Source organism: Neobacillus sp. KR4-4 (assembly GCF_042136325.1).
Classification (GTDB): Bacteria; Bacillota; Bacilli; order Bacillales; family Cytobacillaceae; genus Neobacillus.
In genome coordinates, this window is the sequence record NZ_JBHHJU010000003.1 from 286248 (window position 1) to 308205 (window position 21958).

General features: G+C 36.9%; 28 protein-coding genes and 1 tRNA gene. 21 read left to right on the forward strand and 8 right to left on the reverse strand.

Annotated elements, in window-relative coordinates; genetic code table 11:
- The first annotated feature begins 8 nt into the window (after window positions 1-8).
- From ACE198_RS04865 to ACE198_RS04880, 4 genes are all read left to right on the forward strand, one after another.
- Window positions 9-1280: a methionine gamma-lyase family protein gene (locus ACE198_RS04865; RefSeq protein WP_375374823.1), complete on the forward strand. Its 1272-nt coding sequence runs from the start codon at window positions 9-11 to the stop codon at window positions 1278-1280.
- A gap of 153 nt (window positions 1281-1433) precedes the next feature.
- Window positions 1434-1811 (forward strand): MerR family transcriptional regulator, encoded by a 378-nt coding sequence (locus ACE198_RS04870; RefSeq protein WP_180230015.1) that lies wholly within the window; start codon window positions 1434-1436, stop codon window positions 1809-1811.
- Between the two features lie 37 nt (window positions 1812-1848).
- Window positions 1849-3183 carry a type I glutamate--ammonia ligase gene (gene glnA, locus ACE198_RS04875; protein ID WP_098572235.1) on the forward strand — a complete coding sequence of 445 codons (1335 nt, stop codon included), beginning with the start codon at window positions 1849-1851 and terminating at the stop codon, window positions 3181-3183.
- Window positions 3184-3472: 289 nt separating this feature from the next.
- On the forward strand, window positions 3473-3727 hold the full coding sequence (locus tag ACE198_RS04880) for a hypothetical protein (RefSeq protein WP_375374824.1): 255 nt from the start codon (window positions 3473-3475) through the stop codon (window positions 3725-3727).
- A 69-nt stretch (window positions 3728-3796) separates the two neighbouring features.
- Here ACE198_RS04880 and ACE198_RS04885 read toward each other — a convergent pair whose 3' ends face one another.
- Together ACE198_RS04885 and lexA are read right to left on the reverse strand one after the other, a co-directional pair.
- Window positions 3797-4087, reverse strand: coding sequence for a DUF4257 domain-containing protein (locus tag ACE198_RS04885; RefSeq protein ID WP_375374825.1), 291 nt, complete (start codon window positions 4085-4087; stop codon window positions 3797-3799).
- Between the two features lie 199 nt (window positions 4088-4286).
- Complete coding sequence (lexA, locus tag ACE198_RS04890; protein ID WP_375374826.1) at window positions 4287-4910, reverse strand: transcriptional repressor LexA; 624 nt, start codon at window positions 4908-4910, stop codon at window positions 4287-4289.
- A gap of 159 nt (window positions 4911-5069) precedes the next feature.
- Between lexA and yneA the strand changes: the two genes are divergently transcribed.
- The 8 genes from yneA (at window position 5070) to ACE198_RS04930 (ending at window position 13293) form a co-directional block, all read left to right on the forward strand.
- A complete protein-coding gene (gene yneA / locus ACE198_RS04895) occupies window positions 5070-5396 on the forward strand; it encodes a cell division suppressor protein YneA (RefSeq protein WP_375374827.1) in 327 nt (108 codons plus the stop codon).
- A 12-nt stretch (window positions 5397-5408) separates the two neighbouring features.
- The gene (locus ACE198_RS04900; RefSeq protein ID WP_375374828.1) at window positions 5409-6056 is read left to right on the forward strand and encodes a YneB family resolvase-like protein; all 648 of its coding nucleotides are present in this window, start codon (window positions 5409-5411) and stop codon (window positions 6054-6056) included.
- Between the two features lie 78 nt (window positions 6057-6134).
- Window positions 6135-6365, forward strand: a complete 231-nt coding sequence (locus tag ACE198_RS04905) for a DUF896 domain-containing protein (RefSeq protein WP_098572241.1) — start codon at window positions 6135-6137, stop codon at window positions 6363-6365.
- Window positions 6366-6542: 177 nt separating this feature from the next.
- Window positions 6543-8549, forward strand: coding sequence for a transketolase (gene tkt, locus ACE198_RS04910; protein ID WP_098572242.1), 2007 nt, complete (start codon window positions 6543-6545; stop codon window positions 8547-8549).
- Between the two features lie 246 nt (window positions 8550-8795).
- Window positions 8796-9236 carry a sporulation inhibitor of replication protein SirA gene (sirA, locus tag ACE198_RS04915; RefSeq protein ID WP_026566602.1) on the forward strand — a complete coding sequence of 147 codons (441 nt, stop codon included), beginning with the start codon at window positions 8796-8798 and terminating at the stop codon, window positions 9234-9236.
- A gap of 71 nt (window positions 9237-9307) precedes the next feature.
- Complete coding sequence (locus ACE198_RS04920; protein WP_373561664.1) at window positions 9308-9520, forward strand: YneF family protein; 213 nt, start codon at window positions 9308-9310, stop codon at window positions 9518-9520.
- Window positions 9521-9749: 229 nt separating this feature from the next.
- Window positions 9750-11501, forward strand: coding sequence for an ABC transporter transmembrane domain-containing protein (locus tag ACE198_RS04925; protein WP_375374829.1), 1752 nt, complete (start codon window positions 9750-9752; stop codon window positions 11499-11501).
- 1 nt (window position 11502) lies between these two features.
- The gene (locus ACE198_RS04930) at window positions 11503-13293 is read left to right on the forward strand and encodes an ABC transporter ATP-binding protein (RefSeq protein WP_375374830.1); all 1791 of its coding nucleotides are present in this window, start codon (window positions 11503-11505) and stop codon (window positions 13291-13293) included.
- A 55-nt stretch (window positions 13294-13348) separates the two neighbouring features.
- Here ACE198_RS04930 and ACE198_RS04935 read toward each other — a convergent pair whose 3' ends face one another.
- Window positions 13349-13525, reverse strand: a complete 177-nt coding sequence (locus ACE198_RS04935) for an aspartyl-phosphate phosphatase Spo0E family protein (protein WP_098572245.1) — start codon at window positions 13523-13525, stop codon at window positions 13349-13351.
- 280 nt (window positions 13526-13805) lie between these two features.
- Here ACE198_RS04935 and ACE198_RS04940 point away from each other — a divergent pair, with 280 nt between their 5' ends.
- Window positions 13806-14513, forward strand: coding sequence for a cytochrome c biogenesis CcdA family protein (locus ACE198_RS04940; protein ID WP_098572246.1), 708 nt, complete (start codon window positions 13806-13808; stop codon window positions 14511-14513).
- Between the two features lie 175 nt (window positions 14514-14688).
- A complete protein-coding gene (locus ACE198_RS04945) occupies window positions 14689-15168 on the forward strand; it encodes a CcdC family protein (RefSeq protein WP_375374831.1) in 480 nt (159 codons plus the stop codon).
- A 529-nt stretch (window positions 15169-15697) separates the two neighbouring features.
- Here ACE198_RS04945 and ACE198_RS04950 read toward each other — a convergent pair.
- Complete coding sequence (locus ACE198_RS04950; protein ID WP_098572248.1) at window positions 15698-16123, reverse strand: DUF2621 domain-containing protein; 426 nt, start codon at window positions 16121-16123, stop codon at window positions 15698-15700.
- A gap of 300 nt (window positions 16124-16423) precedes the next feature.
- On the opposite strand from ACE198_RS04950, the gene ACE198_RS04955 reads away from it, so the two are divergent.
- Window positions 16424-16520, forward strand: a tRNA-Sec gene (locus ACE198_RS04955).
- 117 nt (window positions 16521-16637) lie between these two features.
- Here the strand turns inward: ACE198_RS04955 and ACE198_RS04960 are convergent.
- From ACE198_RS04960 to ACE198_RS04975, 4 genes are all read right to left on the reverse strand, one after another.
- Window positions 16638-17768 carry a tyrosine-type recombinase/integrase gene (locus ACE198_RS04960; RefSeq protein WP_375374832.1) on the reverse strand — a complete coding sequence of 377 codons (1131 nt, stop codon included), beginning with the start codon at window positions 17766-17768 and terminating at the stop codon, window positions 16638-16640.
- A gap of 155 nt (window positions 17769-17923) precedes the next feature.
- A complete protein-coding gene (locus tag ACE198_RS04965; RefSeq protein ID WP_375374833.1) occupies window positions 17924-18106 on the reverse strand; it encodes an Arm DNA-binding domain-containing protein in 183 nt (60 codons plus the stop codon).
- Window positions 18107-18188: 82 nt separating this feature from the next.
- Window positions 18189-18380 (reverse strand): helix-turn-helix domain-containing protein, encoded by a 192-nt coding sequence (locus tag ACE198_RS04970; protein ID WP_375374834.1) that lies wholly within the window; start codon window positions 18378-18380, stop codon window positions 18189-18191.
- 93 nt (window positions 18381-18473) lie between these two features.
- A complete protein-coding gene (locus tag ACE198_RS04975) occupies window positions 18474-18665 on the reverse strand; it encodes a helix-turn-helix domain-containing protein (protein ID WP_375374835.1) in 192 nt (63 codons plus the stop codon).
- Window positions 18666-19246: 581 nt separating this feature from the next.
- On the opposite strand from ACE198_RS04975, the gene ACE198_RS04980 reads away from it, so the two are divergent.
- The 6 genes from ACE198_RS04980 to ACE198_RS05005 all read left to right on the forward strand — a co-directional run bounded on the left by ACE198_RS04980 (window position 19247) and on the right by ACE198_RS05005 (window position 21805).
- The gene (locus ACE198_RS04980) at window positions 19247-19480 is read left to right on the forward strand and encodes a hypothetical protein (RefSeq protein WP_375374836.1); all 234 of its coding nucleotides are present in this window, start codon (window positions 19247-19249) and stop codon (window positions 19478-19480) included.
- 614 nt (window positions 19481-20094) lie between these two features.
- Window positions 20095-20223, forward strand: a complete 129-nt coding sequence (locus ACE198_RS04985; RefSeq protein ID WP_375374837.1) for a hypothetical protein — start codon at window positions 20095-20097, stop codon at window positions 20221-20223.
- Between the two features lie 279 nt (window positions 20224-20502).
- Entirely contained in the window at window positions 20503-20766 is a 264-nt protein-coding gene (locus ACE198_RS04990) for a hypothetical protein (RefSeq protein ID WP_375374838.1), read from the forward strand.
- The gene (locus ACE198_RS04995; protein ID WP_375374839.1) at window positions 20766-21140 is read left to right on the forward strand and encodes a hypothetical protein; all 375 of its coding nucleotides are present in this window, start codon (window positions 20766-20768) and stop codon (window positions 21138-21140) included. The genes ACE198_RS04990 and ACE198_RS04995 overlap by 1 nt, the downstream gene beginning before the upstream one ends.
- A 108-nt stretch (window positions 21141-21248) precedes the next feature.
- The gene (locus ACE198_RS05000) at window positions 21249-21527 is read left to right on the forward strand and encodes a hypothetical protein (RefSeq protein WP_375374840.1); all 279 of its coding nucleotides are present in this window, start codon (window positions 21249-21251) and stop codon (window positions 21525-21527) included.
- On the forward strand, window positions 21527-21805 hold the full coding sequence (locus ACE198_RS05005) for a hypothetical protein (protein ID WP_375374841.1): 279 nt from the start codon (window positions 21527-21529) through the stop codon (window positions 21803-21805). Before ACE198_RS05000 ends, ACE198_RS05005 begins: the two co-directional genes overlap by 1 nt.
- Window positions 21806-21958 lie beyond the last annotated feature (153 nt).

Consider the following 21958-nt stretch of genomic DNA (forward strand, 5'->3'; position numbering starts at 1 on the left):
ATTCATGCATGTTTCAACAGTTAAAAAATGGGGAAAAACTCCAGCCAATCGTTAGGGAAGTCGAACAACAAATTGCTGGGGTACATAAGGAAATTGATGAAAGAATCGAAACCAATCAATTTAGGGTTTTACAGAGGTTTCAAAAACATCGGGTCAGTGACTCTCATTTTATCCCGTCAACTGGATACGGCTACGATGACATAGGAAGAGATACGTTGGAAAATGTCTATGCAGATGTCCTTGGCGGTGAAGCAGGACTGGTTCGCTCGCAAATCATTTCTGGTACCCATGCCATTTCCATTGCATTATTTGGTGTTCTTCGCCCTGGGGATGAACTCCTCTATATTACAGGCAAACCGTATGATACCTTGGAAGAAATCGTCGGTCTTCGTGGAAATGGGGTTGGTTCTTTAAAAGAATTTGGCATTTCTTATGATAGTGTTGCCCTGACAAATGAAGGGCGAATTAACTGGGATCAAGTATCTGAAAAAATAAAACCGAATACGAAGATGATTGGGATTCAACGTTCCAAGGGCTATGACCCAAGACCTTCTTTTACAGTAGCTGAAATTGGCGAAATGATTAAGTATGTAAAAGAAATTAAGTCAGATGTCGTTGTATTTGTGGATAACTGCTACGGAGAATTTGTAGAAGAAATGGAGCCCTGTCATGTCGGTGCGGACTTAATGGCTGGCTCGCTGATTAAAAATCCTGGCGGCGGAATCGTGAAGACTGGCGGATATATCGTTGGGAAAAAAAAGTGGGTGGAAGCTTGTTCATATCGGATGACTTCACCTGGGATTGGGGCTGAAGCTGGTGCATCCCTCTATAGTCTTCAAGAAATGTATCAAGGCTTTTTCCTAGCTCCTCATGTGGTGGGCCAGGCCTTAAAAGGTGCTGTGTTCTCGGCGGCAATGCTGGAGAAATTAGGTATGAATTCCTCGCCAAAATGGAATGCTAACAGGACCGACTTAATTCAATCTGTACAGTTCGATGACCGTGATAAGATGATTGCTTTTTGTCAGGCCATTCAATTTGCGTCGCCCATTAATTCATACGTGACTCCCCATGCGAGCTATATGCCAGGGTACGAAGACGACGTGATTATGGCTGCAGGTACCTTTATCCAGGGAGCAAGTATTGAACTCACCGCAGACGGGCCGATAAGACCGCCATATGTTGCCTATGTACAAGGTGGTTTAACATATGCCCATGTAAAAATGGCTGTTTGCCTCGCGATTGATCATTTAACTGAAAAAGGATTAATAGACCTTATTTAGTCCATTTATTGGTTTGTACGATTTTTTAAGAAAATTTCATGGAAGAAAATCTAACATATCATTGACAACTTTTCTAACACGAAATATAATAGCATTATAAACAAACCCGAAGGGAGGAGTAATTAGGTGAGTGGAAAGGAAATTCGCCGTTCCATGCCGCTGTTCCCAATTGGAACGGTCATGCAGTTAACGGAACTTACAGCCAGGCAAATTCGCTACTACGAAGAACACCAATTGATTTCTCCAGCTCGAACCGAAGGGAATAGACGTCTATATTGCTTAAATGATATTGATAGGCTTCTAGAAATTAAGGATTTGATTGATCAAGGTGTGAACATGGCTGGTATTAAACAATTATTCCTAGTAAAAGAGCAACAACAATCTAACATAATCGAACAACAAGCAGAGAAAGCTAAACGCGAATTAACGGATGACCAACTTAGAAAACTACTACGCAACGAAATGATGCATTCTGGCCGAAACAACCGATCATCATTACGTCAAGGAGATATGTCAAGATTCTTCCATTAAATTGGCAGCATCTTTTCAAAAAATAGGGGGTAAGAAAATGGCAAAGTATTCAAGAGAAGATATTAAAAGATTAGCTGTTGAGGAAAACGTAAAATTTATTCGTTTACAATTTACAGACATCCTTGGAACTATTAAAAACGTGGAAATTCCAATTTCTCAATTAGAAAAAGCACTTGATAACAAAATGATGTTTGACGGATCATCAATCGAAGGTTTTGTACGAATTGAAGAGTCTGATATGCTGCTTTATCCTGACCTTAATACATGGGTGGTATTCCCATGGACAGCAGAAAAGGGGAAAGTTGCCCGCTTAATTTGTGATATTTATACTCCAGAAGGAAAACCATTTGAAGGGGATCCTAGAAATAACTTAAGAAGAGTATTAAAAGAAATGGAAGAGTTAGGATTTACTAACTTTAACTTAGGACCTGAGCCGGAATTCTTCTTATTTAAATTAGATGAAAAAGGCGAGCCAAGTTTAGAGCTAAATGACCAAGGCGGTTATTTTGATTTAGCACCAACAGATTTAGGTGAAAACTGCCGTCGTGATATCGTTCTTGAATTAGAAGAAATGGGCTTTGAAATTGAAGCTTCTCACCACGAAGTAGCACCAGGTCAGCACGAAATTGATTTTAAATATGCTGATGCATTAACTGCATGTGACCAAATCCAAACGTTTAAATTAGTTGTTAAAACCATCGCTCGTAAACATGGCTTGCACGCAACATTCATGCCAAAACCTTTATACGGAGTTAATGGATCTGGCATGCACATGAACCTTTCATTATTTAAAAATGGAGAAAATGCATTCTATCAGCCAAGCGGCGACTTAGAAATGAGCGATACAGCTCGTCAATTTATCGCCGGAATTCTAAAGCACGCTCCAGCCTTTACTGCGGTTACCAACCCAACAGTAAACTCTTATAAGCGTCTTGTTCCTGGCTATGAAGCTCCATGCTATGTAGCTTGGTCAGCTAGAAACCGTTCACCATTAATTCGTATTCCTGCTTCACGTGGATTAAGTACTCGTGTGGAAGTAAGAAGCGTTGATCCATCTGCTAATCCATACCTTGCAATGGCTGTTCTTCTAAAAGCCGGTTTAGACGGAATTAAAAACCAATTAACTCCTCCAGCACCAGTTGATAGAAACATCTATGTAATGAGCAAAGAAGAAAGAATCGAAGAAGGCATCATCGATCTTCCTGCTACATTAGCTCAAGCATTAGATCAATTAAAAGCTGATGAAGTAATCGTGGCTGGTCTAGGCGAGCACATTATGGAACACTTTGTTGAGGCAAAAGAAATCGAGTGGGATATGTTCCGCACAGTCGTTCACCAATGGGAACGCGATCAATATATGAGCATGTATTAATATCAGTAAACCCTGTCGCTTGTAGTGACAGGGTTTTTTTGTTGTGATTTATCAAGTTAGATTTGGAAGCAGTCCATTGATTGACGCCCCAAATTCCTTTTTCTATCAAACTACGGTCGCCAATAGCCCCGATTGACGATCTAAATTACTTATAACGTCTAAATTAGGTCGTCAATCCTCAACGATATCTATAATTTTCCTTTATTTCTTGAAAAATTCACAATTATCTTCCTTCTGCTACTCATATATATTATATGATTAACTTGAAAACATTTGGGAGGTGCTCTAATTGTATAAACTGCAAATTTGTAATGCTCAAACCCAAGAAATACTTCGTGAAAAGACGTATAAGAAACCGGACCTTATATTAAGTTTGCTAGAGTCAGGAGCCAAAGGTCAGGAATGTTTTCTATTTGATGAGGAACGTAGAACGTTAAAAGGAGATTATGTGAGCCATTCCGTATTTAAGGAAGCGGATACAGAAGTTTACAAAGCGTTTTTTAAGGTGAAATTATCTGAAATACAGGCACGGATAGCAAAATAATCAAATAAACAGTCTTCATTGGTAAAAGAAACGCCATAATACGAATAGTATCATGGCGTTTCTCTCGATTTATTCATTATTCTTTTCACTCTGATTAAGTAGCTTAATTTTAGAAAGAACGGCATCACCACCAATTCCTGCGATGATTGAAAAAAAGATAGTTTCCACCGTTGAATTTGGAGCTGTATATAGAACGAGGAGAAGCGCAGCAACCGCACCTAGGAGCAACTCTTCTAAAAAGCCGAGATAAATGAATCTTTTTGTTTTCCTTGGCATGATAATTTTTCCGTTCTTACGAACATGTCCAACAATGCCAACAGTTCCACCAATTACAATAGAGAAAATAATGTCGGCTAACACGGTTTCTCAACCTCCTTAAGCCTAATTTTTTGGACCTAAGGTAAATCTTGGTGTAGTTCAATTATATCAAACATTTACAACATGGACATGAGTAAAAATACTGAATTTTCACTATATAATATACATGATATGATAAAAATGAAAAATTTTCCCAATAATACGACATAAAAAAAGCATGCACAGTTGTGCAAGCTCCTTATTAATGAATATGCCGATAAACGCCAATAACTTTTCCTAGAATTGAAATATTCCTTAGAATAATAGGGTCCATTGTAGAATTTTCTGGCTGCAGGCGTATGTAATCTTTTTCTTTAAAAAATCTTTTACAGGTGGCTTCATCTTCCTCGGTCATTGCTACAACGATATCACCGTTATTCGCAGTTGGCTGCTGTTTCACAATGACGTAGTCCCCATCTAGTATCCCAGCTTCTATCATACTCTCACCCATGATTTCTAGCATGAAAACCTGTTCATCTGCAGGTGCAAGACTTTCTGGGAGCGGGAAAAACTCTTCGACATTTTCAATAGCTGTAATTGGTAATCCTGCAGTTACTTTACCTACTACGGGAACATTTACTACTGCATTTCTTGGTATATGTGCTGCAGCATCTGCTTCTAATATTTCAATTGCTCTTGGTTTGGTTGGATCCCGTCTAATCAGTCCCTTGCTTTCCAGCCTTGCTAAATGACCGTGAACAGTGGAGCTGGATGCAAGTCCAACTGCTTCTCCAATTTCTCTTACGGAAGGGGGATATCCTTTACTCTTAACCTCACTTTTAATGAAGTCTAATATATCCTGCTGCCGCTTTGATATTTTAGCCATGATAAAATCCACCTCGTCTGGTTTTTGTTGTCTTTATTATACCATGTTCGTGTTTTTTATACAAACATAAGTTCGAAAAATAGTTGACAACAAACAAACGTTCGTTTTATAATCATATTAATAAAACGAACGTATATTCTTAGTAGAGGTGTTTTTTATATGAAAAAATTATGGAACAAATACTCCTATGCTATTATTCTAATTATTTTAAGCTGTTCACTTTCCTTCATATTATCTTTTCAACATCATTCAAATGATCAAGATAAGTATTTAAAGATTACGATTTCAGAAGGAGATTCACTTTGGGAAATCTCTGACCAATATTCCGAACAACATTCTTTATCAAACCAGGAATTTGTTTCTTGGATAAAAAAGCATAATGAAATTGATGAAGACCTAATTTTTCCTGGTGAAGAAATTATTATTCCAGTGAGTAACGAAAAGGGTTTAACAACACAAGAATTAGCTAGTGCTGTGAGTGAATAGAAAGGAATAACAATGAAAGCAATCATATACTGCCGTGTTAGCACCAACAAAGAAACACAAGAAACATCATTAAAGCGCCAAGAAGAGGAATTAACACAACTTGCTCATTCCTATCAATTTGAAATTGATAGTGTAATTAAAGAAAAGGCAAGTGGCTACGAATTCGACCGGGAAGGGATCTTTCAATTATTAGAGCGTATTAAAGATGATCAAGTTCATGCGGTCTTAATCCAGGACGAAACCCGACTTGGTAGAGGTAACGCTAAAATAGCGATTTTGCACTGCATTTTAAAAGAAAATATTAAACTTTATAGTATCTCTCAAAGTGGAGAATTACAGCTGTCAGAATCAGATTCCATGGTTTTAAAAATTGTTGGTATGGTGGAGGAATATCAACGTAAACTTCATAATGCAAAAATTAAGCGCGGCATGAAGCGAGCTGTTCAGAATGGTTATAAACCTGAAAAAAACTTAAAAAATCTTGGTGAAGGTTCCGGACGTGAAAAAATTGAAGTACCGGTAGAAGAAATTGTCCGGCTAAGAAAGAATGGATTAATTTTTGCTGAAATTGCTGCCACTTTGAGAGGTTTTGGTTATAACATCTCAAAGGCAACCGTACATAGAAGATACCAAGAATATATCGAATCACAAGAAGAGTAAACCTTTTGCCTTGTCATTAGGTTTTTTTTTTAGTAAAATCAGGTGTCATGTAAACAGGTAGAAAGGAAGGTTTACTCCATGCTATCCAAAGAAAAAATGGCTAGAATTAACGAGTTGGCAAGAAAAGCTAAAGCAACGGGATTGACTGAAACAGAAGCCAAAGAACAATCAAAATTAAGAAGCGAATATTTGGCAGCATTTCGTTCTAATATGCTTGATACCCTTACCAACACTAAGTTTATTGATCCTAAGGGAAATGATGTCACACCAGAAAAAATCAAAGCTAGGAAAAAAAATACACTTCACTAAAAATTCAGGGATACAATTTTTGTATCCCTTTTTTACATAGAGCGGCATTTTCTGAGTCAAACTAAAAAATAAAGCGGATTTTGTTCTTTATTATTATGCTATTTGTTGAATAAACCACAGTATCAATATAAAATTGAAATGTACTTAGTACCTAGTCATTAGGAAAGGATGTAATTCATGTTTAATACTATTGATGATTTATCAGTTACCTCGATCCGAACTCTTTCGATTGATGCAATCGAGAAAGCAAACTCTGGACACCCAGGGATGCCAATGGGTGCAGCGCCAATGGCGTATACTTTATGGACTCGTTTCATGAACCAAAATCCGAAGAATCCACGTTGGTTTAACCGTGATCGTTTTGTTTTATCTGCTGGACATGGGTCAGCGTTGTTATACAGCATGCTTCACTTGTCTGGTTTCAATTTAAGCATGGATGACTTAAAACAATTCCGTCAATGGGGCTCAAAAACACCTGGTCACCCTGAATACGGCCACACTGAAGGTGTAGAAGCAACAACTGGTCCACTTGGACAAGGGATTGCAATGGCAGTGGGAATGGCAATGGCAGAACGCCATGTTGCAAGTGTTTATAATAAAGATAAGTATGAACTTGTGAACCATTTTACATACAGTATTTGTGGAGATGGAGATTTGATGGAAGGTGTTTCTGCAGAGGCAGCTTCACTCGCGGGGCACTTGAAACTAGGAAGATTAGTGGTCCTTTATGATTCAAATGATATCTCTCTAGATGGTGATTTAAATAAGTCTTTTTCAGAAAGTGTCAAAGATCGCTTCCTATCCTACGGCTGGCAATATCTTCGTGTGGAGGACGGAAACAATCTCGAGGAAATCGCAAAAGCGCTTGAAGAATCAAGAAATGATTTAGAACGACCAACAATGATTGAAGTAAGAACAGTAATCGGTTATGGTTCTCCAAATCGTGCGGGTACATCAGGTGTCCATGGTTCACCACTTGGTGCTGATGAATTAAAACTTACTAAAGAATCCTATAAATGGACTTTTGAAGAAGATTTCCATGTACCACAAGAAGTCTATGATAACTTCCAAAAGCTTATCGTTGAAAATGGTGAGAAAAAGGAAAAAGAGTGGAATGACCTTTTCGCTCAATATAAAAATGAATACCCTGAATTAGCAGCTCAGCTTGAGCAAGCATTAAATAATGAACTTCCAGAGGGTTGGGACAAGGATATCCCTGTTTATAGTGAAGGGAAAAGCCTTGCAAGCCGTGCCTCATCAGGTGAAGTAATTAATGGCATTGCTAAAAATCTACCTATTTTTATTGGGGGCTCAGCAGACCTTGCAGGCTCTAATAAAACGATGATCAAAGGTACGAAAGACTTTATGCCAGGATCTTATGAAGGCCGCAATATCTGGTTTGGTGTTCGTGAATTTGGAATGGGTGCTGCAATGAACGGGATCGCTCTTCATGGCGGAGTAAAAGTTTTTGGCGGAACATTCTTTGTTTTCTCTGATTACTTACGTCCAGCGATTCGACTAGCTGCGTTAATGGGATTACCTGTTACCTATGTATTTACGCATGATAGTATTGCTGTTGGGGAAGATGGACCAACGCACGAACCGGTAGAACAATTGGCGGCATTACGTGCAATGTCAGGAATTTCAGTCATTCGCCCAGCAGATGGAAACGAAACAGCGGCAGCATGGAAGCTTGCTGTTGAGTCAACAGACAAACCAACTGCACTTGTGTTAACTCGTCAGGATTTACCTACATTAAAAAATACTGATACCAATGCTTATGAGGGTGTTTCTAAGGGCGCCTATGTGGTATCTCCTTCTGAAAGAGAAACTCCAGATGCATTGCTTTTAGCAACTGGATCTGAAGTAAGTCTTGCAGTGGAAGCTCAAAAAGCACTTGCAGGAGAAGGGGTTCATGCTTCAGTCATAAGTATGCCTTCATGGGATCGCTTCGAGCAACAATCCCAAGAATACAAAGACTCTGTCTTACCAAGAGGTGTGAAAAAACGTCTTGGAATTGAAGTTGGCTCATCGTTTGGCTGGCACAAATATACAGGTGACGAAGGCGATGTATTAGCGATTGATCATTTTGGAGCTTCTGCACCAGGAGAAAAGATTATGGAAGAATTCGGATTTACCGTAGATAACGTTGTGGCACGTGTGAAGGCACTTTTACAAAAATAAAATCGTAATTTTAAGGAGAGCGGATTTATCCGTTCTCTTTTTTTGTTGGGGCAGATAATATTTGCACAAATATGCACAAAGATATTGCTGCAGGAAAATTCATAAAATCTACCGAAATATAAAAAAATAGCTTGCAATTCTTACAATCGACAAAAATAGTGGAAGTTTTTGGCGCCGTAAGACAAAAGTTTCGCTTGTCTTTTTTTATAATAGTAAAAAGGGTAACCAACGAAGGAGAGAACAGTGGTGAGAAAATATCAACTATATTTAATAGAAGATGAATTTGCGACCCATTACTTCGGAAGAGAGCGATTGTTTTTTCAGCTTTTTCAAGAGAATCATAAAGCAAACGGTGAATTTAAATTTATAACCCAAAAACAAATTTCCTATATAACCAGAAAAGTCGAGGCGCTAAAGATTCATCAGCTTATTCTAAAGCAACTTGGAAAAATCAAGGGTTTTAAAGCTGAAAATGGTGCATATTCGATGGAATTAAGCGGAAAACTAAGTACGGCAAAGTTAGAGGTATTCCAAGACTTAATTACTATTGATGCACAAGGAAGCTATGAAGCCGAGACTGCCTTTTTTGAAGTATTAAGAAAATGCGAGTCTTCTTTTTTAGCGCTTGACCTTGAACATCAAAGATATGGCTGGTTAAAACCGATAAAAGAAAGAAAATTTATCTGATTGCAGATATTGTCTAATCGTGTTTTATTTAGTACACTGTATGGTAGACAACACGAAGGAGGAAGTTGAATATGTATTACGTTCTAGTTGGTATACTGGCACTAGCAGCTGGTGTAGCACTAGGATTTTTCATTGCTCGTAAATATATGATGAGCTACTTAAAGAAAAATCCGCCTATCAATGAACAAATGCTGAAAATGATGATGATGCAAATGGGACAAAAACCATCACAAAAGAAGATCAACCAAATGATGGCTGCCATGAACAAGCAACAATCTAAATAAACGGACAAGCGAACACGATCCGATCAGACAATAATTAACCACCTTTCTGAATTTATTAAATTCCGACAGGTGGTTTTTATTTTCATAAAGGAAGATCATTATGTTTTTTCGACCTCGATAAGTATTCTTAATCTTTCTTATATTGATAATATTTGGTAAAATGAAACTCCAGTAAAATGATTATTTTACCTGACAACAATATATTTTTTTGTGTTTTGGGGGCGGTTGGATGAAAGTATTTTTAGACTTAGCATGGTATTTTAAAAAAGAGAAAAAAGCTTATATTTCAGGGATATTCATCTTAATGCTTGTAGCTGTCCTTCAGTTAGTGCCGCCAAAGGTCATTGGAATCATCGCTGACGAAATTAAGGATGGGACTATGACAAAGGGAATCCTCCTTCAGTGGATAGGGGCTCTTGTTGCAGTAGGCCTGGCTATGTATGTTCTCCGCTATTATTGGAGAGTGATGATTTTTGGGTCATCTGTAAAGCTCAGTAGACTGCTTCGGAATCGACTGTATCAGCATTTTACAAATATGTCTCCATCATTCTACCAAAAGCGTCGAATTGGCGATTTGATGGCCCATGCTACAAATGATCTGCAAGCAATTCAGCAAACAGCTGGTGTTGGCGTGTTAACGTTGGTTGATTCGCTGTCCACTGGTGGCTTTGTGATCTGTGCGATGGCATTTACAATCAGCTGGAAACTTACCTTAATTTGTTTGATTCCTATGCCTTTTATGGTCATCCTTACGAGTTGGTTTGGAACAATGCTTCATCGAACCTTTTATCAGGCACAAGAAGCTTTCTCGTCCTTAAATGATAAAACACAGGAAAGTATTACTGGGATTAAAGTGATTAAGACGTTTGGTCAGGAAAACGAAGATATCGAGGATTTTCGGAAGAAATCAGAAGATGTTGTCCAAAAAAATATTAGTGTTGCAAAGATTGATTCACTGTTTGATCCAACGATATCAATTATTGTGGGGATTTCTTTCTTTTTATCGATTGTATTTGGTTCTAGATATGTCCTTAATGGGGAACTAACGATTGGACAATTACTTTCGTTTACTACATATTTGGGGTTACTTATTTGGCCGATGCTTGCATTTGGCTGGTTGTTTAATATTGTTGAGCGAGGCAGGGCTTCCTATGACCGTGTCACCTTGCTCCTTCAGGAAAAAGTAGATATTACCGATCAGGAGGATGCTTTATACGTAGTGCCGGCAGGAACAATAAAATTCGACCTTGCGAAGTTTACCTACCCAAATGAAACGGAACCAGTTTTAAAGGATATTCACTTTTCTCTTCATGCCGGGGAAACTCTTGGTATTGTGGGTAAAACGGGAGCCGGGAAAACAACACTATTAAAGCTGCTTATTCGTGAGTTTGATAGTTATCAAGGGGAAATTACTTTTGGTGGGAAGAAACTTCAGGCCTACAAACTTGAAAAATTACGTGAGGCGATTGGTTATGTTCCGCAAGATCACTTTTTGTTTTCGGCTACAGTCGGTGAAAACATCGCCTTTACAAATCCTAACTCCACGACAGAGGAAGTAGAGAATGCCGCAAAGTTAGCGAATATCCATGATGATATCCTTCAATTTGCGGAAGGGTATCATACGGTTGTTGGGGAGAGGGGGGTGTCATTATCTGGCGGGCAGAAACAGAGGATTTCGATTGCCCGGGCTATTTTGATGAGTCCAGAAGTATTGGTCCTCGACGATTCTTTATCTGCAGTAGATGCAAAAACAGAAGAAGCCATTCTTTCTTCGTTAAGAGAAAACCGGGAAGGAAAAACAACCATTATTACATCCCATCGATTAAGTGCGATTCAACATGCCAATCTCATTCTCGTTCTTGAAGAAGGTAAGATTGTCGAAAGAGGCACCCATCAGGCATTAATGGAAATGGGCGGATGGTATAAGCAAATGTATATACGCCAGCAGCTAGAAGAGCTGGTCGAGCATGGAGGACATTAATATGGAAGAGAAAATACATCTTTCTGACCGTGAACAACGAAATATATTATTTCGGCTGCTGTCCTACACGAAACCACATAAAAAACTGATAGGAATGGCATTTATCTTTCTATTATTAACAACCATCGGTGATATTGTCCTTCCGATCCTTGTCAAAATTTTTATCGATGATTATTTAACACCCGGAAAGCTTGAATTTCAGCCTCTATTAATCCTTGGCTCCACATATATGGGGATTCAAATCATCAAAGCCATTCTAATGTTTTTTCAATTTGTAAAATTCCAAGAGCTAGCTTTAAAAATTATTCAACAGCTTCGAATAGATGTTTTTTCTAAAGTTCAGTCACTTGGGCTGAAATATTTTGATCAAACACCTGCCGGAAGTATTGTCTCTAGGGTAACGAATGATACCGAAGCGATTAAAGACATGTTTGTCACAGTCATTGCAACGTTTATCCAAGGTGGTTTTTTATTATCGGGGATTTTTATCGCGATGTTTATCTTGAATATCAAACTTGGATTATTATGCATTATTATCCTGCCAATGCTGGTATTTGTTATGAACCTCTATCGAAAGTTAAGTTCACGATTCTACCTTGATATGCGTGAACGACTGAGCCAGTTGAATGCCAAGTTAAGTGAATCTTTATCAGGAATGGGCATCATTCAAGTGTTTCGTCAGGAAAAAAGACTCCGAGCTGAGTTTGGAATAATAAATGACCAGCATTATGAGGCAGGAATAAAGAACCTTAAAATTGACGGCCTTCTGTTAAGACCAGCGATTGATTTGATTTACGTTATAGCATTAATTATTGTGTTATCGTATTTTGGGCTCACTTCTTTGAACCATGTGATTGAAATCGGAGTTTTATATGCCTTTATCAACTATCTGGATCGTTTTTTTGAACCGGTTAATCAAATGATGATGAGACTTTCCTTGTACCAGCAAGCAATTGTCGCTGGATCACGCGTCTTTAACTTATTAGATGAATCGGAGTTAGCACCTGCCCAAAAGGAAGAGAACATTCTAGCGATTGAGCAAGGAAAAATTGAATTTAAGGATTTGAGTTTTTCCTATAATGGGAAACAGGATGTGCTTAAATCTATTTCATTCACGGCTAAACCTGGCGAAACCGTCGCACTCGTTGGTCATACCGGCAGCGGGAAAAGCTCAATCATTAATTTGTTGATGAGGTTCTATGAATATGAACGGGGTGACATCTTCATTGATGGTCATTCTATCCGAAATTTCACCAAAAAAGAGCTCCGAGAGAAAATGGGCCTCGTTTTACAGGATCCATTTTTATTCTTCGGGACGGTTAAGGACAATATCCGCCTGCATGCCAATGACATGTTGGACGAACAAGTGGAAGAGGCGGCGAGGTTTGTCCAGGCCCATACCTTTATAGAAAAATTGGACGATGGATTTGACCATAAAGTAGTAGAGAGAGGGACCACTTTCTCTAGCGGTCAAAGGCAACTAATCGCCTTTGCTAGAACGATTGCGACCAATCCTAAAATATTGGTCCTTGATGAAGCAACAGCCAATATTGATACGGAAACAGAGGAAGCTATTCAAACGGCCCTCTCCAAAATGCGAAAAGGGCGAACCACCATTGCGATTGCTCATCGGCTGTCAACGGTTCAAGATGCTGATTTAATCTTAGTTTTGCACCGAGGAGAAATTGTTGAAAGGGGAACACATCAGGAACTGCTCGCTCTAGGTGGGTTATACCATAAAATGTTCCTTTTACAAAATGGAGTGGTAGAGAGTATGGATGTTGTGAATTAATGAAGAAAGCCTGGCAGCGCTGCCAGGCTTTTCGTATTTTTATAGGAGTTTTTTCTTAACAAGCTGATGATGGAACCTTTTTTATATATATACGATGATATTCATTTAAGAGGTGGTCAAGCTCCTGGCTGTAGCGAATCGCAACGGAGGATGTCAAGCCGTTGCTAGTAGCGACTTGAATTAATTCAGCTCGTTTTTTTTCAATTAATGTAACTAAATCATCCTTTGTCACGGCCGATTTCCTTTCCAGAGTAACCCCTAAATTTTGGTTAAAACAGAATACTAATATACCAAATTTCAATTGGTTTTACTAGTATAACCTATGTTGTAAATTTTTTCAAAGAGAATTGTAAATAAATACCCATCCAATTTATGCATATAAATAGTTAGGAGGAATATTGGAAAGGAGAAATAAAAAACGAGTGCGACACAAAATATTCAAGTTCAACATTATCATTTACAACAAACATTTGTTAGAATAGAAACGTATCGACTATAGTGGGAGTGTTAATATGTCAGATGTAAATATATTTTTAGCATTAGGGGCAGGATTTTTAAGTTTTATTTCACCCTGTTGTTTGCCGCTTTATCCTGCATTTCTCTCATATATCACAGGGATGTCTGTTGGGGAGTTAAAAAGTGAAAATGCCATGCTTCAAAGGCGGAGTTTACTCCACACCTTATTTTTTCTACTAGGCTTTTCAATTATTTTTATTGCAATTGGATTTGGAACTTCGTTTCTAGGAAGCTTTTTTTTACAGTATAAAGATCTAATTCGTCAACTCGGCGGAATTTTTATTGTTTTCTTTGGTTTAGTGATCGTTGGAATTTTAAATCCGAAGTTTATGATGAAGGATCGCCGTATTGAATTTAAAAATCGTCCTTCTGGCTATTTTGGTTCCGTTTTAATTGGGATGGCGTTTGCAGCTGGATGGACACCTTGTACCGGACCAATTCTTTCATTTGTTATCTCCTTAGCAGCGACTAATCCTGGTTCTGGGATGATGTATATGATTGCATACTCGCTAGGTTTTGCGATTCCTTTCTTTATTCTTTCATTTTTCCTTGGCCGCATGAATTGGATTAAGAAGAACAGCGGGAAAATCGTCAAAATTGGTGGTTACATAATGATTGTTATGGGGATTGTCTTATTCTTTGACTGGATGACAAAAATCATTTCGATTTTTTCAAATTTGTTTGGTGGCTTTACAGGGTTCTAATATATAAAAATATAAATATTGTATGTAAGGGAAAATTCCTGAGGAGGTTTTTCCCTTTTTGTATCGATAACAAGGTTGGTAAAAATGGGTTCTATTTTATTGAGATAATTTTTTTCAAATCCATTTATTTGAGTTATAATGGGGTAGTAAATAAATTAGATAAGGAATGAATCTAATGAACATAGTTCTTGCTTCTTCAATTGGAGCGGTGTTTATGGGTAGTCTGGCCTTAGTAGTCCGGATGAAAGCCGCAAAGAAACCCACCAATGCTCGTAAAATAATTCTACCGCCTCTGTTCATGTCGAGCGGGGCATTAATGTATATTGAACCGCAATTTAGATTAACTGGAGCAGAAATGTTCGAGGCAGCAATTGTGGGGATGCTATTCTCTATTTTACTTATTAAAACCTCGAAGTTTGAAATTCGTGATAACGATATTTATCTAAAACGCTCCAAAGCATTTTTCTTTATATTAGTTGGGCTATTAGTTGTACGTCTTGTCATGAAGTCGGTGCTAAGTGCAACCATTGATATTGGAGAACTAAGCGGTATGTTCTTCCTCCTGGCCTATTCAATGATTGTGCCTTGGCGGATCGCGATGTATTTGGACTATAAAAAACTGTTCAAACAGCTGCATGGTGGGAAACAGATATAGTAAAGAGAGAGACTGGTCCTTTATTGGATCAGTTTTTTGATTTAATTTTAGGTAAGTTTAGGAAACATTATAGAAAGTTGCGTTGTTATTATTGAGTGTTTGGGCCATTTACTGAGGCGTGTAAAAAAGAGGACTTACGGTAAATCCAAGTCTGTTTCATTTACCGTTGAGTGTAAAAAAAAAGGACTTGTGGTAAATCCAAGTTTGTTTCATTTACCGAGGCGTGTAAAAAAGAGGACTTACGGTAAATCCAAGTCTGTTTCATTTACCGTTGAGTGTAAAAAAAAAGGACTTGTGGTAAATCCAAGTTTGTTTCATTTACCGAGGCGTGTAAAAAAGAGGACCTGTGGTAAATTCAAGCCTGTTTCATTTACCGAGGCGTGTAAAAAAGAGGACTTGCGGTAAATCCAAGCCTGTTTCATTTACCGAAGAGTCTAAAAAATAAGACTAAAGGTAAATCAATCAAAGTCAAAAGTTAATAACTATACGATTATTAGTGGAAAATATAAAACCGTCCCTTGATGGACGGTTAAAATAGGTGCTCAAATGGAGCGACATCAATCCGATTTTCAAACAGCTTTTTGCGTAAGAATTTATGATCTCTCTTTGGTGTTGCTTGGATATAGCCGCGAATAACTAAATCTTGAGTAATTTTTGGAGCTTTTTCTTTTAAGGCGATTTCGCCAATTTTTCCTGCAATCTTATGTCTGGCCACATCACGGAAAAGTTCGGGAACAGGGCTCACTAAATCCTCAAGAAGCACTTTCTCCTCAGGCCCCCACAAATGACGGGATTCATTAACATAATGTTCTTCCCAATCCATAACTGACTTGCCATCTTCTTTCGGCATCTTTTTCAAAAACTTCCGGAACATAAAAAATCCACCGATGGCAAAAGAACCAACTAGGAAAACTACCCAGAACAGGATAAACCATAAAAACCAACCATGAAGCATTCTATTCACCTACATAAATAACTAATTTTCATCTTATTATAATCTTTTTTTATAAGGATAGACAAGTATTGGACGTAATTGTATAAATTTTACCTGATGTTCTTCTGCTGGTATAGTAATCTCCAATCAACTTAAGAATTCCTTTTTGACAATTGAAAAGCTTGTCGAAATAATGACAAATACGCGGTATGTATTGATTATCATCATTTTCCATTGTAATATGATAACAAATGATGAAATCTATTGGATAAGATAGCTTTTGTTGATATAGTTACAACTATATTGATATATTAAAATCATGGGGCTGAATGGGGTACTGGTGTCCTCCACAGTCTTCAAAACTGCTTGAGACCTGCGTGCCAGGTCTGGTGGGTTCGATTCCCACGCAGTCCCGCCAAACCAGTTATACCAAGTCTTTTAGCGATTATACATAGAGCAGGAGACCGAGTGCGATCGGTCTCTTTTTTTTAGTAGGTGCCCAAAAAGTGCCGAAACGTATTTTGTGCCACCCAATTTAGTCTAACATTTGATCTAACGATTCTACTGCTAATCCTTCAAGTGAATCTGTTAAGTGAGAATAAGTATCCAGTGTTATCCCAATCTTAGAGTGTCCTAATCGATCGCTTACAATCTTGGGATGGACATTTGCCGAAAGCAAAATACTTGCGTGTGAATGTCTTAAATCGTGAAATCTAATATCCGGAAGGCCAGCTGTCTTAAGTACTCTTTTTAATGCCCTAGTAATTTCGGAAGGTGCCATAATGTTTCCTCTAGAATTACAGAAAACCAAGTTATTAGGGTTATAGGTGTCACCAAAAACTTTTTTTTGATAGTCGTACTCAATTTTAAGTTCACTTAACAATTTAGCAAGTTGAGGTGTTATTTTTATATTTCTTGGTTTCTTGCCTTTTGGAATAGGATTGAAAAAGTATTTTCCATTTGCTTCGGTAATTGTTTGGCTAATATAAAGCTTAGGATTCGGAGATTTTAAATCTACGTTTTGCCAGGTTAGTCCAATTAATTCGCTCTTTCTCATTCCAGTTTGACCAGCCCCGTAAATAATAGGAAAATACGTTGGCGATTTTTCTTTTGCTGATTTGAATAATAGGTTAAGCTGATCAACATTAAGAGTTTTCATTTCTGTTTTTATAGGTTTAGGGGGTTTTGCCCCTTTAGCAACATTTTTATTTATAAACTCCCAATCAACAGCATCATTTAACGCTTTGGATAGTAGCCGGTGTTGATGTAAAACAGACTGGGCAGATAAGGTTTCCAATTTTCTTTTATAATATGCTTGAATTTGGATACTCTTTAATGTGTTTAGAAGTTCGTGGCCCATTGATGGTTTAAGATGATTTCTAATTATTTTCTCATACTCAACAAACGTCTTTGGTTTTGTGTTTGTTTTTGCGTAGTTATCTAACCAGTAATCTAGGTATTCACCTAACGACATATTACTTTCTTGTGGTGTAGTAGTATTAATGGCCAGTTCAGTTTCTAATTTAATCATTTCTGCATTTGCTTCTTTTTTGGTCTTAAATCCTGTTCTCTTTATTCTTCTTCGTTTTCCATTTGCCCCCTTACCAGCTTCTAATACAAAATAATATGTTCCTTTTTCTTTATCCTTTTTAAGTTTGCCAGCCATTATTAATTTCTCCTCTCAGGTAATAGCTGGACACCAAGCAGTTTTGCACCTATCTATATCATAATACAAATTTTAAACTTTAGGAAAAACTCTTGGTATCCCTTTATATTTGTAAAGCGTTATTCAGTAGTGATGCATTAATCCTACTTTTATTATCAATAATCAAGCGATCCCTTAACTTCAATTAACAACTGGACCATTGCTTTTCTTGCTTCAACTTTTGTTTTGAATCCACTTCTCCTTAATCTTTTCCGCTTGCCATTTGAGTCCTTACCGGCTTCAAGCACAAAATAATAGGTATTATTATTAGGATTTTTTTTAGGGTAATAATTGTTCATTTTATGTCTCCAACTTTCACAATTTATTTTAATGACCCTCAATAAGACTCTTCAGCTTAAATCTTCAAACTTATACGCTGGTTTAAACAGTTATTGTTTCTCCTTTAAACCAATTTTTAAATGAATCTTTGGGAATAAGTATTCTTCTACCCACAGTAACTACGTGGAAAGAATTTGACTTTACTAGTTGATAAGCTTGACTTCTTCCAATTCCTAAGAAGTCTTGTATATCTTTCACCTCGAGAACCTCTGGCAACTCCGCAAATTTTTTCATTATAGATATCCTCCTGATCACCTTGATGTATGGGTAAGAAATTTTTAAAAAGAAATTTAAAGTTGATAAGTACTATTTCTAAACTGTTCAAGCTTAATTTGATGAATGGTTTAACAGCCATTTAAGAAAGTCTGCTTTTAAGACCCTTTTACTCCTTCCAAATTTAATTAAAGGGAAGTGGTTGCTTTCCATTAATTCATATGCCGTTGGTTTTGAGATCCTTAAGATTTCTGCTAAGTCTGCGGCAGTTAAAATACTAGGGTAATCTTCAATATTCTTGTGCATTCTTATCCTCATTTCTTTATTTGTAAAGTTTTAAAGTAATTTATTTATTTAACTTATTTAATTCGTGCACATTATATTTTTTTAGATTTTGCTTTTTCAATGGTTTGATAAAAATTTTTTTAAAATTTTGTTGGTATTTTATTCCTGTTAAGTTTAGAAGTAAGAAATACATAATGCTGCCACCAAAAGAATTCTTATTGGTAGCGATTTATTAGGCTAAGTAAGTTTGGAAGAGTTACAGAAAAGACCTGCTAGGGAGGATTAAAATACTTTGGTAGGTGTAAAAGCTATCGTTAAAAGATTAAACAGGATGAAACCAGTCATCCAAAAAATCTTAAAAGAAAATCCGGTAAAAAAGGGTAGCTATTACAATTCAATTTTAATAAACTCACACTTGAAGCTGCTGTTATTGACTGAAAATCGTTTGATCTAAGAAATGAGAAAAGTTGAACTTTATTGGGAAAGTTATATATTGCTTGATTTAAAACAGAGATAAGGACAGTAAAATTGAGGAAGATTAGTTAGGAACCAAGGTAACTATTTAATTTATTTAATAATTAATAAAAGTGGGGGTATGTAAAGTGAAATTTATAGAATTTTTGATAAAGGAATATCATTTAGGGGAAGAATCAGCCAAGCAATATCAACATCGTTTAAACGGACTAATAGAAAGAGGGATTTATAAAGGGCAAACAAGTTTTCCCAGAGATTTATTTGCTAATTTAGAAAGAGAATATAAACCTAACTCAATAAAAAATTACAAACTAACTATTGAACGTTACATCGCTTTTAAACAAAGAGAGAGCGAATATTGAAATGAGAAATATTACTCCAGGTACTTTTTAGTAATTTTAGGATGTGCAGCGACAGTGTCGATTATTAATTTTTAAGGTAAGTTAAAATATAAAGTGAAATAAAAAGACATATATACATCCTGTAGCCAGCAGGGTGTTTTCTTGTTGTTCCTCTTGTTAATCAGTTTAGCCGGCCACTCTTTCATCTACTCCTATCTGACCACTCTCTACATAAAAGTATATTGAAAGGCTCCTATAATAGTTTCTACTAAAAACGGAACCTCGATATTTAGAAGAGTGCTCAAAAATCATATAATTTATTTCAAATTTTTCTCCGTATACGGTTTAAATGAAATTTTTCGGTTTATCCTGCTTATAATAGTTGCAGATAGTATTTCCGGGGAGTCTTAAAAAAATTTGTATCGCGTGTATTTCTATTAATAAATGAATCTTTTAACAGATCCTTTTATCCTTTTGAAGTGCCAGTAATTTATTAATTCACTTTTATTATCTAACCTCGTTTGTATATCCGACAGATGATAAAGCGAATACGTTTTCTGTTTTATACTTTACTTGGATAAATATTCTAGTTTACAATAAGAACTAGTGTTCTGTTATTTGAAGGGGGTGATTCTATGGATGATGAGGAAATAGAGATTGATTGGGATATTGAAAATGAAGTTTTCCATCTGGTGTTCGGAGAAGGAGGGTTAAAGGAGCAAAAACAAAATGGCGGTGTGTACGTATTGTGCTCGTCAATTTAAAGAAGATTTAAGACCGATGAAAAATGATGATAAGCCAAAGTTAAAAAGAAGATATTGCCCTAAACGTAAACAAGTAGTCGATTCTGTCATTTTTCCCTGGGAGAAAGTGAGAGGATTTTGGTGATTGAGAGGTTATTGGCCAAAATAGAAAATCCACCCCCGCCGACCAAGACAGAAGTGGATTTACCGGTGAAGTTACCAAAAGGGGTAACTCCAAAGCCAATTATAACCTCAAAGCACTTGTTTTTCTAATAAATTTGCACTTGAGGAGGCTTTTTTATGATGGAATCCGATAAAATGATAATGAAAAGTATGAAAGAGTTTTTATATCTTGAGATTGATGAACTAATGGAGCAATCCAGGCATCCAAATAAAATGAAAATAAATGTTCAATTCAGAGAAGTAATTGAAGGAATCGAAGACAGAAAACTTCTAGAAAGAGTAACCTTCTTCTTATATGATGTTACGGATCAAACAGAGAAAGATGGATGTGAGATCTTAGAGTCGTTTTTATCCCTTTACGGGGAAAAGGTTGGGAGTTAGTGGAAGATAATGTGAGATATATCGTGGTTTACGATGTCTTTAACGGTCAAGAGACCTATTATTGCAATACCAAGGATGAAGTTCGTAATATTATCGAACTGAATGAAGTGAGTAATGCTCGAATCTTTAAAGTCCAAAAAGAAATTTCGTTAGAGGATTTAAATAGTAACACTGGTGGCGTTTTCGATAAGTCTACTAAAGAAACGTTTGAAGATATGGCCAGGAAAAATAAATACAAGATGTACCGGCAAGCATTTGAAAGAGAATCTGAGAACTTAGATTCTGTTCTAGAGGTACTTAGCAAATACTATCCAATCACCGATGAAGAGTTTGATGGGCTCAAAAAATGGGCGAGTACTAAAAAGGTACAGTAGTAGGCGGTGTTGACCAGTATTCCCTTATGGAGATGGACGAAAAATGGACTACTAAAGAAGCAGAAGATATTCCTTTATAATATCCCGTTAGAAAGAAGGATGAAAAAAATGGACAACAAACATAATGTTGTTGAATTGGAAAAGAAGTTGGTCCAAATTATCCTTCGAGACATAATGAGCAGAAATGGATTAGATGCCGAATTTAAAAATATTAATCCAGCTGTTGCTGCCACTATGTACGAGGAGTGGAGACATTTACTCTCAAAAGAACTATGCAAACAAGGTATTGTCGAAAGTGTGTATAAGCCTATTAATGCTAAAGAAATTGGTTTCTGGGATGCTGTTACATTAAGAGATGGCTATTATATTGGAGATGATGTTGAATAATGAGTTTTGAAGAAAAAAAGTTAATCGGTGGAGTGGACCTGGATTATGTCATTGAACAATGCCGTAAATACTCTAGTGGTAATCCACATTTTACAGAAGAAGAAATAAGCCACATTACAGAATACTCCAGGAGGATAGCCAATCCGACTGAAGAAGAAAAGGCGAAAACTAAGGATCTCCGTTATCCCGGGCTGCCGAGACATATGAGAACTCAACCTTCTGCTTCTGCTACTGTTACCAAACCTAGACGATTTTTTGGAATTGGATGGTGGTATTAATGGACATTAGAAAAAAAGCGTTAGAGTACGCTTATGCCACTCTAGAGCCTTATAAAACTGGTACAGCATACAAAGACTATGAGACGATGAAAAACACTGAAGGACACCAGAATTACGTAAAAAAATTGCAGACACTGATGAATAATCTTTGTA